Source organism: Legionella moravica DSM 19234 (genome assembly GCF_000423305.1).
Lineage (GTDB): Bacteria > Pseudomonadota > Gammaproteobacteria > Legionellales > Legionellaceae > Legionella > Legionella moravica.
Map to the genome: position 1 here is coordinate 377,997 of NZ_KE383999.1, position 17,381 is coordinate 395,377.

A 17,381-nucleotide genomic window follows, 5' to 3' on the forward strand; every position below is an offset into this window, starting at 1 on the left:
ATCCAGGTCGCGCCTGAAACTATTCAATCAGAAACCATTTGTTTCATAATTCGAGCTGTAGCACCCCATATAAATTCTTTATTTGTAATAAATTCACATGTTCTTATGTGGATTCCATAGCGTTTAACAGTGATATCGCGATAGTTTCGAGCCGCATGAACTAAGGGCATAGGAATGGTGATAAGGCCCGTAACTTCATCAAGATTTAACTCATAGGGATCTAAAGACTCTATTTGACCGAACCATGGATGGATAATAATACCTGATAAAGTGCGCTCTTCTCTCAGCTCCTTTATCAAAGTCACCCTTTCTTTTCTTATCCCTAATTCTTCATAAAGCTCTCTTAAGGCCGTATTAGCGTATGATAGATCACTCTCTTCCCATTTGCCTCCAGGAAAACTGATTTCTCCCGGATGATTTCTTAATTGCTCGCTTCGTTTTGTTAAAATTAATGAATCCGTGGCGAGTTCATGTAAAACAAGGACTGCTGAATGTGTTGTTTCATTTTGTGATAAGTTATTTAAGTCCATTAATTATCGCTGCAATTTTTGTATAACATTCACGATATTCATCTTCGCAATCCGAGTCAATAAGAATTCCACCACCTGCTGCCAAATGCAAAATATTATTTTTGGCAGTGATGGTACGTATAGCAATGTTGGTATCAAATCGGCCATGGCTTGAAAAATAGCCTATGCTGCCACAATAGATACCGCGAGCGTACTGTTCTTGCTCATTAATAATGTTCATAGCTTCCAATTTTGGAGCGCCTGTTATTGAACCACCAGGAAAACAGGAGAGAAAAATATCAAATGGATTCAAATGATCCTGGCAGAGGGCATTGATATCGCTCACCAGATGATGTACTGAATTATAACTTTGTACTTCGCAAAGATTGCTCACTCTCACCGAGCCAGGTGTCGCAATTTTACCTAAATCATTACGCATCAAATCAACAATCATCACATTTTCCGCGCGATTTTTTTCACAAGACATCAATTGATTTTTCAATTGCTCGTCTTTAGCGGGATCCGCTGATCGTCCGATTGTCCCTTTAATTGGAGATGCCAGGATAGATCCCTGATCGTATTGAAGGAATCGCTCCGGTGAAAAGCTGAGGATATCCGTATCATTATGTCTTATAAATGCAGAAAATGGGACTGGATTTTTAGCGGTAATTGTTCTGTAAATAGACCAGGAGTCCCCCGAAAAACCGGCATGAAATGGCTGAGTCAAATTAACCTGATAGGTTCTTCCTTCCTTTAAATACTGATTTATTGCTGTGAATGAATCGAGATATTGCTGTTTTGAAATAAGAGGACGAAACTCGCCATCTAGTTTAAATGGTTGTGGTTCATTTTGAGGCTCATTCCATAAATGAATCATTTTATCCGCAATATCTTTGGTTTCGGGATGACGATTGGCTGCGAATAGCGTCACTGTCCTTAAGTGATGATCCGCAATGATCGCCCAATCATATAATCCCATATCTAATAGTGGTACTTCAGATAGAGAGTATTGTGGTTTAGTTTTTAAACCGTATAACTGAGCACCAAAATCATAAGAAACATAACCTATAGCACCACCCTGAAAAGGAAGTTCATTAACTGACTGAGGTTCTGACAGGAGTTCGCGAATTCTATCTAAAGCAAAACATTCTGGCTCTGGATAAGAGCTGATAACAACGCGATCATAAGGGTAAGCGCTTAAAATATCATAGCGTCCACGCACTCTGTCCTTACTTTCGAGCAGAACAAAACCTGGTAAATCACAGAGCTTTTGATACAAATCCTGCAAACAAGGTTGGTAATTTAGTTCTAGTGTCATATATTTGCTCAAAATACCCCCTAATAATACTATTTTTTTGAATATATCTTTACATAAAAGTTAATAAATTGTACAGTGCTGTTTTCCTCAAACCCAGATTCTATAAGCCTCATGCACATTTTTTTCCAAGGTATAACCTATCAATCCAAACACATCGTCTGGTCATTCCCCGAAGCCTCTCCCTCTGCTGAATGCTGTTATAAATTGGCGGGCGAAAAAGGACCTCTCGATCACCTACTCATCAATGATGCTTTAGCTGGAATTAGCGGAATAGAAATTAAAGACGGTATCGCAACAGTTACTGATGTCGAAGTGTTTCGACTTCAACACCCATTTAATATACTTCTTCCATTGGAAGATCAAAAACCTTTGCAGCTCAATTTGAACCTGGTCAGAGGCCCTTCTTTTTTTAGAAGCGAAGCCGATCATAGTCTACAAATGCCTGCTTCATCCAGCACTTCACCCAGATCAGATGTAGCGCCACCACCCAGAACTCCCGGAACACCCCGATCACCCAGGGTTCATTTTGCATTGACATTTAGCTCTCTGCTAGCACCATTTCACGGAGAAACACTGGTCTATGATGCTGATGCTGAATTGAATATCCTCAGTAATAACGAGATTAATCTAAGAAAATTATCAACTCTTCAAGTTCATTCTGCTCTTTCGATCAATACAGCCATACACGTTATTAAAAATGTAACACTATATTTTCTTCGCCAACATCAAATCAGCATGGCGAAAAAGTTGTTCGATCAGGAACTAATACCAGCGATTCAGGAATTTCAGAAAGGCCAGCCAATACCCAAGTATGTTTTGGATTATTTTGCTCAGGCCGTACGAAAAATCATGGTTAATAGTAAATACAATTGTAAAGATACTCTTTTTGAAGAGTATTTCATTCAGGAACATGAGCCGATTCCGATACATTCCAACTATGAAGTTCGCGCCGCTTATGCAAGATCAATGTTATCTTATTTATTATCTTTAACTAAAGGCTATCCTCTTCCAGACACGAACAATCCTGAGTTAGACATGTGGCTTAAAGAGTTTAAAGCTCACCTTCATCTGGATGAAGAATCCATCAGGGAACGCTCACTTCGTACCAAGAATTGGGGGCTAATTCATTCGATTCTTGCCTTTCTAGAACAATCCATAACTTGCTCTGGTTTAATGGATCATGGCTACAAACCTCTTCAATTCAGTTCTATACTTCATAGCGGACAAGTACACTTCAGCTTGCTTGTTGCCGCAATTAAATCGATTCATGAAGGAAAAACAACACTCAATTACGCACTGAGCAAGTTAGATGGAGATTATAAACTACCTGAAACCAGCGAATTAAGCCTTCCACCTGTTTTAACACCACTGTCGACAATTATGTTTCACTGGTACCAAACAGCATTATCCCCAGAGCATAAAGTAAAAGTAAAAGAACACGGTATTACTGAGTTGATTGTTGATACGATGAAATCAGTTATGCCTTTATTTTTTAAGACGACTCAAGGAGACGCTCACTCGGCTTCTGCAAAGTATATTTCCCATACCATTCGTCCTGGTGACAATGAACTTTATATTAGTCCCCCATGGAAAAAGGCATTGGATGACAAATTTACAGATAAAACCCAATACTTGAATAGAAATAGAAAAGACAAGACGAAACCTAAAAAATTAAAAATGGAAATTTGCAGGGTAATTAAAGAGGTATTAGTCGAACAATTGGCTTTAATGTGTACTGAAGACAAACAGCGCAAAGAAGCCACACCGTCTCAAACTCATGCATCATCGTCCAATTCGTTTTCATACTCAATGTAATTCGATGTGAGCCAAAAGAGCCTGCTTAGAACAAAACAATAAATAGTGTATCTCTTTTGAGAGAGATACACGTCCTCCACGTCGTGTTCCAAGTTCACATCCTCAAGTTACTTAATTTCATTCTAATTCACTGGTTTTTAAATTAATTTGTGAGTATTCTATGGCAACGCGTTGTTGACAAGGAGCCATGTAATGACAACAGTTGCTCAATTTGATATTACTTTCACACAGTTTTTAAATGAGCAAGGCGAGTTAGTAGGTAAACTACCCTCCTTTGCAGAAGATCATTCAGCCTTAAAAGATTTATACAAAACAATGGTACTTACTCGTACCTTTGACAAGAAAGCAATTGCCTTGCAAAGAACTGGCAAAATGGGAACCTATGCTCCTATTAATGGCCAGGAAGCAATTTCTACGGCAATTGGCCACGCAATGAAACCCGATGATGTCTTCGTACCCTATTACCGTGATTATGCCGCTCAATTGCAGCGTGGCGTAAAAATGTCTGAAATTCTTGCATTTTGGGGTGGCGATGAGCGTGGAAGCAATTTTTCCAGCAACTCTCAGGATCTGCCTATCTGCGTGCCTATAGCCTCTCAATGCCTTCATGCAGCAGGTGTTGCCTTTGCATTTAAATACAGAAATCAAAATCGTGTTGCAGTTGTCTGTATTGGTGAAGGAGGAACATCTGAAGGCGATTTTTATGAAGCAATGAATGTGGCAGGAACCTGGAATTTACCTATAGTCTTTGTTGTTAATAATAATCAGTGGGCCATTTCCGTTCCCCGAGACAAGCAAACAGGCACTCAAACTATTGCACAAAAAGCGATTGCAGCAGGATTTAAGGGACTACAAATCGATGGCAATGACATGCTCGCAACACGTCAAATTATTGGTGATGCTATAGACAAAGCACGTCGAGGCGAGGGACCTACTTTAATAGAAGCGTTAACATACCGTCTCTGTGATCACACGACTGCCGATGATGCGACACGATACCAACCGTCTGAAGAAGTTGAATGCGCAAAACCCAAAGAACCAATAGCCCGATTCAAAAAATTTCTGATGGGTCAGAAGCTATGGACTTCCGATGAAGAAGAACAGTTGGTTATGGAATGTTCCGAAAAAGTAGAGCAGGCAGTTGATGAGTATTTAAGTACTGCCCCTCAACCTACAAGCAGTATATTCGATTATCACTATGCTGAGTTGCCTGAGTATCTTGTGGAACAACGTGCAATAGCCATGGAGGAAGCGGGTCATGCCTGATATTACCTTAATTGAAGCAGTAACTCAGGCTCTGGCTTACGAGCTAGCGCATGATGAAAACGTCGTCGTATTTGGAGAGGACGTAGGAAAAAACGGTGGGGTGTTCCGTGCCACAGCCGGATTGCAGGAACGTTTTGGTGAGAAACGTGTTTTTGATACTCCCCTTGCAGAATCCATGATAGCCGGTTTGGCAATAGGAATGTCACTCCAGGGTTTAAAACCTGTCGCTGAATTCCAGTTTATGGGATTTATCTATCCTGCGATGAATCAGATAATTTCTCATGCTGCTCGTATGCGAAACAGAACTCGTGGACGATTACATTGCCCACTGGTTTATAGAGCCCCCTTTGGAGGTGGTATCAGAGCACCGGAGCATCATTCAGAAAGTACAGAGGCGTTATTCGCTCATATTCCAGGGTTGCAAGTGGTTATTCCGTCATCTCCCAAACGTGCGTATGGTTTATTACTTGCCGCAATGCGAAATCCTGATCCTGTTATTTTTCTGGAGCCTAAACGCATTTATCGCCTGGTAAAACAACCCGTTGCTGACGATGGACAGGCATTACCCATAGGTAAATGTTTTACATTGCAACAAGGTGATGATCTGACGCTGATTAGTTGGGGAGCGAGCATGCACGAAACCTTGCAAGCCGCGAAACAATTAAGTGATGAAGGCATTTCCTGTGATGTGATTGATGTCGCGACTATCAAGCCATTGGATATTCAAACCATAATTGCTTCAGTAGAAAAAACAGGCCGCTGTGTCATTGTTCATGAAGGAGCAAAAACATGTGGCGTTGGAGCAGAGATATCCGCTCAAATTATGGAACAGTGTATGGCTGATCTTCTTGCACCGGTTCAGAGAGTCACTGGTTATGATACCGTTATGCCTTATTTCCAGCTTGAAAAACAGTACATACCAAGTGTTACACGCATTAAAAACAGTGTTATGAGCATAATGGAGTGATAATGAATATTTTTAATCTACCTGATTTAGGTGAAGGATTACCTGATGCTGAAATTCATGAGTGGTTTGTTAAAGAAGGAGACACAGTAAAAGCGGATCAACCCCTAGTCTCTATGGAAACAGCCAAAGCTGTAGTCGATGTGCCCTGCCCTCAGAGTGGTACAATTGGTAAATTATATGGTAAACCTGGTGATGTAATTAAAACTGGCGAACCTTTGGTTGCCTTCGTGTCGACAAGTGCCAAACCTGCTGATAAAGGCACTGTAGTGGGTAATCTTGAAGAAAGCACAGAAGTCAGTGAGGATAATTTTGTTATTGGCACACAAAACTCAAGCAGAACGCAAGTCAAGACAACTCCAGCAGTTCGTATGTTGGCGAAAAAACTGGGCGTGGATTTAACCACCTTAAAGGGAACTGGTGAACATGGTGTCATTACCCGGCATGATGTACAGAGTCAGGCAGATAAAGACTCACAACCCCCTGTTGGGTTTGAACCATTGCGAGGGGTCAGAAGAGCCATGTTAAACAGTATGGTTCAATCGCATGCTGAAATAGTACCCGTCAGTATTTTTGATGAAGCAGACATTAACAGCTGGAACTCTGGAACCGACATCACTGTTCGATTGATAAGAGCAATAATCCACGCATCTAAACTGGAACCAGCCCTTAATGCGTGGTTTGATACTCGACATGGTGCCCGTCAATGTTTTGAAGAAGTTCATCTGGGACTGGCAATGGATAATGACGAAGGTTTATTTGTTCCAGTTATCCACAACGCCGGCAAACATTCTGATAGTGAATTACGCCAAATAATAAATGACTTCAAAGAATCGGTCAGGAATCGAGCCGTAACTGCGGATAAGTTGAAAGGTGCAACGATTACTTTATCTAATTTTGGCAAATTTGCAGGACGTTTTGCCAGCCCAATTATTGTTCCTCCGATGGTATCAATTCTGGCTGTTGGACGACTTTATAAAAGTGCAGTTGTGACCCCTGAGGGTTCAATAGAAGCACATAACATGCTCCCTCTCTCACTCAGTTTTGATCACAGAGCCGTCACAGGAGGCGAGGCGACTCGATTCCTCGGTGCGGTCATCGAATCATTACAAAATGCTTGATTAGAAAATGCTCTCAATACCGTTTGGTACTGAGAGCAACTGTCCACATTAAATTAAGCCATAATCTATATTCCTGCTACTGAATAATTCAAATACTACCCCTCTCACCACCATCCCTTCCCTATCATTTAAGTGAGAATTGATTTAGAGAAAACTATTACGCAGATCGGTTAATATTTCTTTAATAATTGAAGTCTATAATCAACATATAAGTTAATTAATTGGTTTTCTCATATGAATCTAAATAAAGAGCAGTTTGATATTTTATTTGGTCGTTACAGGAATAAAAATACCAATTATCCAAACAATGATGCTTCGAGAAAGCAATTTAAACTTGCCATTGAATTTCTCGAAAAAAAATTTCAATCTGAATTTATACACTTGGCTGGCCTAAGCAGTGCTAACGAGCAAACTTTTGCCGACCATAAGTTAGATTGGGATTTAGCATGCCAAATGCTGGACGCCAGTTTACCAGCTCAAAACAACTTTAAATTTGATTCAAACAGAGCAGAATTAGAAAAAATCAAAGTAGATCAAAAAATTGTTCGTACCTCCCTGATATCAATCCACGGGATGACCAGCAACCTGGGTTTAAGGGAAAAATTAATCAAAGGGAACTTAACACAATCAGAATGGCTAACAGATATTGATTTGCAACGAATGCTCGAGTTGACTCAAACACAGGATAAAGTTCATATCCTGAGCTTTAATGCCCCTTCAATTGGTACAGCGCTGCATTTTGAACGTGAACAACATACCGACGGTTTACCCTATACTATTCCTATTTTGCTTAATAAAGGAAGTAGCGGCACCAATCAGGGAGTACATTGGCTTGCAGCACAGATTACAGTAGATCCAACAGCTCGTACAGTATCATATAAGATTACAGACAGTATGAAGCTATCCAAAGAACAAGAAAAAGCCTATAAAGATTTGATCGAAGAGGCCATTAATTATCAGGAAAATAACCAGCCGGATCTTATTTCATTCAAAGGTTTTCCCGCAAACGAGGGATGGACCATTAAAAGAACCGACAAAGACGTAGTAAGTCAAAATCAAAATGATGGATTTTCTTGTGGATACAGAGCCTTACACAATCTATTTCAGATTGACGGACTTGTTGGTGATAATGAAGTTGCAGGCAGATACAAACAAATCAAAGGCAAAGATGGCATAGCACCAGAAAACAGCAGTGCTTTAGTACAGGCATTTTATGAAGCTCAACTGGAAAATTTAACAATCGATGAATCCGTCTTTGATGCAATTAATCACAAACAAAAAGGACTATTTGAACCAGATCAGGATAAAAAACGCATAAAAAAGGCGGCATTACAGGACATATTATCGCCACAACAACCCATAACTACAGAAGATTCTGGATTTTTAGTCAATCCGGCGGTTAGTGAGGCGGTAAACAAATTAAATGGATTTTCAAAAGTTTTTTCATTCCCTGGTACAAGCGATCCCTCATTAAGCGCAACAGACTATGAGCATTTATTCACCCAGCTTCAGGTAAAACTGGATAAATTAAATATTAATCTGGGCATTTTGACCTTGACACCCTGTAATTCCGAAATGTTGGATGGGTTAAATGCCTATTGTGGGTTAAATGCGGGGATAAGAGCCAATAAGCTAAAAATAGATCTCGATCCATCCATTAACCCTGGCGTCTTTGTTGCCAAATTAAAATTAGCACTGAATAATCTTTCAGAGAATAATTTGGCAGAACTCGTGATCTCGGACAAAGGGAATGTTCTTAATGAAGAGCACTGGCTGCAAATTTACGATTTTATTGAAAAGAAACACATTCCAATTGCAATTACTCTGCCTGATAAGTTCATCAATTCAACATTACAACATCAAATTGATGATGTTGTTTCTATAAACCAACGTATAAAAAATGAGAAGGCACTAAATTTAGAACAAAGAGAACGAATAGCGTTGGATTTAGAAAATAAAGGGATTCGCAAAAGGCCAAAACTAAAAGATGCGCGTGCTGGAATCAATATAGATATAGAGCTTCAACAAGAACAACAAGCTGAACCGCCAGTAGCTGTTCAAAAAACGCGTGCGACAGAAGAGGAAGTAGTAGGTTTTGGTGAAATCCATGCTCTGGATTTTAAAGGCTTAATGGACCTATTCTTGAAAAAAAGTGGATTAAGTCTAAGCCCTGAAGCCCAATTGATCTCCAACAGTGAGTTAAAGAAAAACTGGCATGCATGGATGGGGGACATCGTTTATGTGGAGCACGATGGTGTCCGCTACGATCCGCATACATCAGACAACGTTCCAGAGGGAAAGGAAGTAATCATCCCCGGAACACAATTTGGTAAAATAAGTATAGAAGCTGCTGAACAGCTCATGAATCATAGAGAATTGTTCCAATACGGTCTGAACTCAGATTATCTTCCCCCTGGATTTGCACTGGTACCGGATCCGAGTGATTCCGAGAGTTTGGTATTGCATTTTGATCGTAACGCTGCTAAAGCAGTTAGTGTCATAGCACCTCAACTGCAAGAACATACTTCGCTTAAACCACCCTCAGCAGATGTTTTTGCTGAAATGATCCTTACATTAAAACCAAATGAAAATCCACGTGATGAGCTTTTATTAAAGCAGTGGAATGCACTTAATAGTTCCACTTATGCAAGAGAAGCTATTTTTGAGTTTCGAAGTCAATTTCCAAAATTGTTATTGTTGAATACAGCTCAACTGGATCAGGTCTTCAATCTATGTAATGCAGATGGGACATTCAATGCCAAAATACTGCACTACGTAATCGAGAACACCCAACGTACAGAATCACTGTTTAAAGGAAACGTGAACAGAACAGAGGACAACTCTGTTGCCCTGGACAGTATGATGAAACAATTTCACGGCTCAGAGGAATTAGCCAAAAACTATATTGAGTTATCTCATGATATCTCAACTGCTGTTCCAGATAAAACCCCACATATTCTTTTGACACTTTTAGCAGATAATCCTGAATTAAAAGGTCAAGTAGAAAGCTGGGCCAAACAACTGTCCTTTGATAACCAACAGATGAATGCACTCCTCCAGGTATATACCGAGTACTCAGGAGCAGGGTTATCAAAATTATTCACGGTATGGAAGGATATAGATTTAGGTTTACTAAAAGAATTAAACAATACCGTATTTAAAAAAGCAGATTCATTTGCTCCCATGATTAATAAAGAAAAAATGCAGGAAGCATTAAAAATTCTTAGTGGAATTAGTCAAGATAAAAACAAATATGCGTGGTGGTCCAGATTGATGGAACAACATGCTTCTGCTGTAGGTTATGATAGTTTGCCAGAACTCGTTACTGCTTTTAATTCATTCGCAAAGCAAATTGATGAAATGCACTTAACCTTTTATCCAGAGGTATCTTTCAATGATGTTAAAAGTATGCCGACTGTATTGGGTCGAATACTTACCATACTAAAAAATACAGCTCCAGCAGACAGGGCGGAACAATGGAAAGAAATGTCATCCATTTCCCTAGAACCTAATGGCGCAGTCCGAGAATTTACTCAACCGGAGCAACTGGGTAAACAGGGAAAACTCCAGCCATTTGTTATCCCTGAAATGAGAGTTACTCCCCTTGAATACTCTGCTACTGATTATTCAACAAAAGGCAAATGGAAAACAATTGCGGAACAAGACAATCTGGCTGAAACACGAAAAGAATTTTATCGCTATATCGCTCACCAGAAAGATCGTTTGCCTTTGAAATTTTATCAAGAGATGGACGCCAAAATTGTATCATCAAAATGTACTGATACAGAAAAAGCACAATTATTTGCTTTACTGGCAGACAGCACAACGGGTTTAACCAATACAGAATTAACCAGTAACATCGAGCAAGCAAAAGAAGATTGGAATCATATTGTTAATAGCTTGAACGATATTCCTTTGCCTCTTATTTTAAAAGTACTTGAAAATAAAATCAGAAAAGAACTTGTCGAGCGGTTATATGATTTAGCCAACGCACCTGCATTACCTGTGTTAAAAAAACTACTGGATTTAATCAGTTCAGCCTTAAAGATTGAAGGCAGCTACCTCCAGGCAAAAACCGAATTAGAAACAAAAGCTAAGCGCCTTGATAAAACGTGCTTTATTCTTGAGAGAATAACCGCTCTTTTCGGGGATTCAATCTATTCCGGTATGAGATTCTACACAGACACCACCTATAAAGAACCCGGCGAATCAATATTTTATCGGCACTTGGATACAGCAGTAGCACTTATTAACGGGCCTATGAACATAGGTTTCGATAACAACGAATACGGTAAAAAAATACTGGCGCTTATTAGTACTTTCGGGTTGGCAAATGGTGACAAAGAACAAAACCAAGCCAATGCATATAAAATTAGAATGATCTTCGATGCTGCGTTAGCAACCAGTAATGGGGCTGTTAATAAAGCACTGGATATGCTTCAATCTATGGATAAAAATGGTCCTCCACCATTAACGCCAGATAATTTATATCTGTTTCTGAGTGCATTTGCTGAGAAGTACATTAGTTCCAGAGACACTGCCCAAATTCAAAATGTGGTAAAACAACATTTTGAAGGCTACTTTCCGGATAACTATTTTAAATTACTGCAAGCAGAAGGAATACCTGAAGAGGCACAACAGCTACTCAATTCCAAATTCAGTGAGAATGAAAATGAGCGTAAATCAATTGAACAACTACTCTCTCATTATACTGAACCCGGTGACTCATTACAGTATTTGGATGTCATCAAAAAGCTTATAGCCATTACCCGGGATTTATCAAAATCAGAGCGTGAAACCTTTTTACAAAAATTAAATACTCCAGTACTTCTGGAACAAACTACTATAGATGATTTGACTCAGCTATTAGAGGGTATTAAAAAAAGCGGCGCACCAAATGACTTTTTGTTCTTCCTTAACAAGGCAGAGCATTTCCAGGGGAATGTGCATGGTTTAATGCAAAAGTCTCAAGTTTATTTGAATACAATTCTGCCTTCAATGGAACAAACGAAGAGCAAAGTAGTATCCAAAATGGACTCTCTGAATCTCGTTATCGATCTGCTTTTAACAACAGATCCTGCAAAATTAGGCTCTGCGCCTGAAGTTACGCGCCCTGATGATAACGATTATCTTGATTTTCAAAGGCAACTTGCTGTGTCACCTGACAGCGCAGATCCCAAACTTCTTGAAACACAAATTCAAACATTTATTGATAAGAACCCTGGGGCAAACAATCTTATTGCGCTCAAGAATTTACGCGACCATTTGCAAGAATTCAACAAACCCGAACCAATTGACGCCCAACCGGAGCAAATACAACCAGTTGAGCAAAGCAATCCTGTCATAAGAACGGTGAAGGCAGTTGGTGGAGCTTTTAGTCGGGCAGTTGGTGGACTGTTTGGCTTTATGTATAAAACAATAGCTGGTGCCAAATCTGAGGAGACCCCAGTTGAAGACAGTCAAGAACAACAAATTCAACCTGTAACAGCTGTTGTCAAAAAACCTAAAGAATTTGACACTGATTTGTTAACTAAAGCCAGTTCTGAACTCACAACAATTATTGAAAAACGAAAACAATTCGATCAGGTTTTTGCTGATTTATTTAAAAGCATCAATCAGGCAGCCGAACATTATCCTGGTGATAAAACCACGATTATTAACTATCTGAGACATTTTCTTTCTAATAATTACTCAGAACAGGATCAAATCGTTTTTTCATGGAATAACATTAACTTACTCAAAGATGAGTTCATTGCTCTGGACGATCCTGATATTGTTCGCTCTCTATGCAATCACTTCAGTAATGAGGATGGAGAATTTACTCATGAATCACTCTTAAAATTATTGTCATCTAGAGAATATTCAGCATTTCCCAAAGAAGATAAAAAATTATTTTTAAATCTGTTAACCTCATTAATTAACAACGATAAACCCTGCACTCTTGATGAACTTAACAGTTTAATGGCTCGCTGTACCGATAAGGATAAAGGTCCAGTTCTTCTTCAAACTTTAAAAAACATCTATCAATCAGCACCATACCCTACTCTTGAACAGTTTCAAGAATGGGAAGACAGGTGCCCTGAGAATGTTGAATTAGCTCAACATCTGGCTGAATGCTATGCACGGTTTGATAAAGCGCCTTGTGCACGAGAAAGTGTTAACGGATTTGACCTGGAATATGCCAAAGCTCAGGCAGCTAAAATGGGTGGGGTAACCTACAGCAATGAAGAATTAGAAGCAATTGATCAAGAAGTTACGGCAGTAAAGAAACTATCTACTGATGAGATCAAAAATGAACTGCTGGGTCTAAGGAATAAGACTAAAGAATTAAGCACAGAACGTCTTGTTGCATTATCTGCTGAGCTGATGCATCGCACTAAAGGTATGCCAGCCCTTTTTGATGAGAAAGGAAGGCAAAAACTGGGACGCTCTTTTGAAATTCATACAACCCAATATTTGGCAATTCACTCCATGCTAAAAACCGGTACACACGTGACGAGCGAAATAGGTACAGGTGAAGGCAAGTCACGCATTATGATGCTCACGAATTTATGTCTATATGCGCAAGGAAAGACAGTCGACTTCGTCACAGCTGATGTGCAACTGGCAACACGAGATTACTTGTCCTTCAGATCACTGTTTCAAGCTCTGGGCGCCAAAACAAACCTGATTTATCAAAATACTCCGGCAAATGAATATGCCCTTGACGGTATTAATTTCTCTGACGCGGCCAACTTAAGTTTATTCCGTAATAAAGCACGAAGTGAAGGTAAAGCACACCTCGTTATTGCTGAAAATCCTAAAGACAGAGCCATGACGCTGGACGAAGCAGATCGAACTTACTTCGATATGTCCGATACCCGGTTTAATTACTCAGCAATGGCAGATGAAACCATTCGGGACATGCCATGGGCTTATGAGGTACTGGTCGGATTTTTCTCGCAGGATAATCCTGAAATTATGAGGTTATACCAGGAAGATATAGACGCATGTAATCGTTTGTTAATACAGTATGCCTATAAAGAAGTGGGACCAGAAAAAGCAAAACGTCTGGAGTCAGTGGCTCAATCGCAACTGGAATCCTGGCAACAATCAGCCTTGACAGCATTAGTACTGGAGCTGGATAAAGACTTTGTGATTAAACCGGATATAGAAATTGAAACAGCGAAAGGCCCGCTGATGGTCAGTGAGGCACGCTTGTTAATCGGTAATCGTGAAGATCGCAGCTCGAAGTTTTCTTTTGGTGTACATCAATGCTTACATGCGCGTTTGAATATGCTAAAAAACAAACCGGATGCGGCTCAACCTGGTGATGAGCAATTAATAGCACGCTTGAGTGAGTGTGAAAACGACTTTTTTATTGATAATGAAAAGCAAATCATCTATTCATCTACCAGTAAATCCATGATGGATGAATACGAAGAAGGTACGGTCTGTGCTGTTTCAGGAACAGTAGGTTCAATAAGGGAACAAGAAGAAGGAACAGCCTTATACGGAAACAGTAAAGCCAATGAAGAAATGCGTTTTATTTCGGTTCCAAGGCATAGAGGATTAAATCGAATGGATTACCCTCTTTACCTCGCTGCTGATAAAAAATCGCAACAAGAGTTGTTTGCTCAACAAATACGTGAAGCACGAGCAGCCAATCAACCTGTCGCGATTATTTGCGAAAATGATATAGAAAGTCAGGCAATGATGGACTATTTACAATCAATTTTCCCAAATGATCCCGCTTTGGTTCGTATCAGCTCACAAACAAGCTCAACTGATGAAGCAGAGCATATAGAAAACCATGCCGGGCTTCCTGGAATGGTTACTGTATCTACAGGCATGATAGGTCGAGGAACAGACATCCCCTTAAAAGGTCAGGCTTCCGAACATGGATTAAAAGTACTTGTGAATTATTTACCACGCGAACGTGAGCTGAATCAAATAATAGGCCGTGCCGGTCGATTTGGTGCAGAAGGAGATACCCGTATAATTCTCAATAAAGTAGATTTGAAAAAGCTATTCGGAAAATCAAGTCTCAATGATGGTTTTTATACAGCTACTGAAGCTTACATCAAGCAACAACATGCCATTATGGATAGAAAAGCGCAGGTTGAACGTATAATAAAATTTACGGTTGCTGATTTCAGACGCGATTTAACCAATAATTATTTTGACCAATTTTTTAATGAAGTGGTTCCCCATCAACAACCACAGCTTAGTGCTCCATGGAAAAAATTCTTTGATGAAACGGATAAGAAATGGACTGAAACATGGCAAGCTATTAAAGGCGAAATGGATAATGTGAATCCTGATGTCCATGTCGTTAATAAACATCTTGATAACTATCAAAAGGTAGTTCAGGCAAAATGGAATGACTTAAGAGATGAAACCAAATTATTGAATGTTACAGGCAAAACAATGGACTCCCCTGCCGATGTGTTGAAATCTGATATTGGCCCCTTGGCTTTGTCAGAAAAATCAAAAACCATATTGGCTGGATTCAGTCCTGAACGAATTGCTCCATTAAAAACGGCTGTGTATGAAAAATACGATCCAGCACACGATGGTAAGGCAGTATTATATACTAGACCCTTTGAAAAACTCCGTGCTGTCTTCCGAGGAGAGCGTTCCCTGTTTGCTGATTTTAACGCCTGGATGGATAATCGCGGAATATTATTTCCGAATCTTCGTGCCTGGTGGAATGGACATATGACCTTTGGACAGCTTTTATTCGGTGGTGCAACGAAAGACAGCGTAATTATCTCTGATAAAGGCCGGGAGATAAGAGCAGAACAAGCTCCGCCTAAGATGACCAATAATGGTGGACCTTCTGCACTGGTTGCCGGTCTTGGAGTAAAAGCGGTACCGACTACGAAGACTACTGACCTGGACAACGACGTTCAGAGCGAACTGTCATCCACTGCTGCTGTGGCTAAAACATCAGTAAGGTCCATAACAGAACCAACTGATATACCACCAGTGCATGAACATGAACCAGAATCACAGAGATCGTTAACACATTGAATAAAATGAGTGCTTGGTTATAATGAGCAAATAAGGCTTAACACTTTATGTACCTAAATAACAGGACTTTTCTATGAAAGAAACAATCATAAAATTAGCACAAGATGGGAATGAATCTACCTTGTTGGAATTACTGGTAGGTACTCGCTTTTATTATGATGCCATCAAAGAGGCAGCTAAATTTAATCATACCCTGCTTGTAAACAAACTATTTAAACAGTTAAACTTTGATCCATACAATGTAGTCAGCATGAGTATTGGCCAACTGGCTTTGCTTAATAATGCACTTGAAGGGTACACGTCCGGTTTACATTTTGATCATGTAAAACAGATGGTGTCTTTGGGTGGCAATATTTTTTACGGATTAAATGCATTGGTGTCAGAGGATCTCTTAACCAAAGAAAATGCCTTAAAGCTTATTGATTGTGCTAAAGATGAAGTACAAAAAACCGCATTATGCGACAGAATTGAACAAACTTTCGACATACCCTGTCATCAGGGTACAGAACCAGCTGAAATAAGGGACACTTCCGTTAGAGTAAATCATTAATCTGCTGTGCCGCAATACTATTAAGTACTGTGGCAAGGCGACATCCCGCCAACACTATTTGCTTTTGAGATACGTTCTTAGCTTCCAATTGATATCGTTTACCAGGAACTCTATTCTGAGCGGTCTTGTAGACCTTGCTTAAGGCAAGTTGATGCGATTGATTGATCCATTTTCTGGGATTAATTTTTTTATCTGCATTAGAACAGGCCCAGTTCTGTTCCAATTGACGGGCTTTATTTTTTATCTGGAAGTGCTTGCTTTGTCCGGTCAAACTTCCTGCTCCATTGTCCCAATACTTATGTAAATTATCACCAATAGAATTATGGGCTAATGGAAACAGGTTTCCTCCCAAATCTCCTTTTGGAAAACGCTTACTTACTTTGGTAACGGTGTGTAAGGGTTGGTGCACATCACCAATTAAATGAGTCAGTATACGAAGGCTTAGGCCTTTGTCGGCCAGACTTGATTTATCGGAAGACAAAATTTTTATTGCCTGCTTGATACCCCATAACGCATTCATTTCCTGTACAGGAGGAAGCGGTGTTTCATCAAATGAAAAGGGTATATCCATATAATGCAATGAATCAAACCAATGAACATCATTTGCTCGTATCGCATCCAGCCAGGTGGCTGCCTGAATAAAACTGGATGCTGATCCGCTTAAATTATTATAAGCACTATTGTATTGATTACACATTTTTTTTGCCGCAGGGGATAAATTGTCGTAAGCAATTTGAGCGACCAATTGATGCCCAATAGCATTCCATGCAAAGGTAAGACAGCTATTGAACACCAGAACAAATGTGATAATTATTCGCATTAT

General features: G+C 39.7%; 9 protein-coding genes. 6 read left to right on the top strand and 3 right to left on the bottom strand.

The window, feature by feature from the left end; genetic code table 11:
* Positions 1-23: 23 nt before the first annotated feature.
* Both G543_RS0111740 and pabB read right to left on the bottom strand, forming a co-directional pair.
* Complete coding sequence (locus tag G543_RS0111740) at positions 24-530, bottom strand: NUDIX hydrolase (protein ID WP_028384691.1); 507 nt, start codon at positions 528-530, stop codon at positions 24-26.
* Entirely contained in the window at positions 517-1,827 is a 1,311-nt protein-coding gene (gene pabB, locus G543_RS0111745; RefSeq protein WP_172463055.1) for an aminodeoxychorismate synthase component I, read from the bottom strand. Before pabB ends, G543_RS0111740 begins: the two co-directional genes overlap by 14 nt.
* Positions 1,828-1,938: 111 nt before the next feature.
* Between pabB and G543_RS0111750 the strand changes: the two genes are divergently transcribed.
* The 6 genes from G543_RS0111750 (at position 1,939) to G543_RS0111775 (ending at position 16,558) form a co-directional block, all read left to right on the top strand.
* Positions 1,939-3,642 (top strand): hypothetical protein, encoded by a 1,704-nt coding sequence (locus tag G543_RS0111750; protein WP_028384693.1) that lies wholly within the window; start codon positions 1,939-1,941, stop codon positions 3,640-3,642.
* 192 nt (positions 3,643-3,834) lie between these two features.
* Positions 3,835-4,908: a pyruvate dehydrogenase (acetyl-transferring) E1 component subunit alpha gene (gene pdhA, locus G543_RS0111755; protein ID WP_028384694.1), complete on the top strand. Its 1,074-nt coding sequence runs from the start codon at positions 3,835-3,837 to the stop codon at positions 4,906-4,908.
* On the top strand, positions 4,901-5,875 hold the full coding sequence (locus G543_RS0111760; protein WP_028384695.1) for an alpha-ketoacid dehydrogenase subunit beta: 975 nt from the start codon (positions 4,901-4,903) through the stop codon (positions 5,873-5,875). Before pdhA ends, G543_RS0111760 begins: the two co-directional genes overlap by 8 nt.
* Positions 5,876-5,877: 2 nt before the next feature.
* Positions 5,878-6,993: a dihydrolipoamide acetyltransferase family protein gene (locus G543_RS0111765; RefSeq protein ID WP_028384696.1), complete on the top strand. Its 1,116-nt coding sequence runs from the start codon at positions 5,878-5,880 to the stop codon at positions 6,991-6,993.
* A 234-nt stretch (positions 6,994-7,227) separates the two neighbouring features.
* Positions 7,228-16,008 (top strand): preprotein translocase subunit SecA, encoded by an 8,781-nt coding sequence (locus G543_RS0111770; RefSeq protein ID WP_028384697.1) that lies wholly within the window; start codon positions 7,228-7,230, stop codon positions 16,006-16,008.
* A 73-nt stretch (positions 16,009-16,081) separates the two neighbouring features.
* Positions 16,082-16,558, top strand: coding sequence for a hypothetical protein (locus G543_RS0111775; protein WP_028384698.1), 477 nt, complete (start codon positions 16,082-16,084; stop codon positions 16,556-16,558).
* Here G543_RS0111775 and G543_RS0111780 read toward each other — a convergent pair.
* Positions 16,542-17,381 (bottom strand): S1/P1 nuclease, encoded by an 840-nt coding sequence (locus G543_RS0111780; protein ID WP_028384699.1) that lies wholly within the window; start codon positions 17,379-17,381, stop codon positions 16,542-16,544. The two genes, G543_RS0111775 and G543_RS0111780, sit on opposite strands and share 17 nt — an antisense overlap.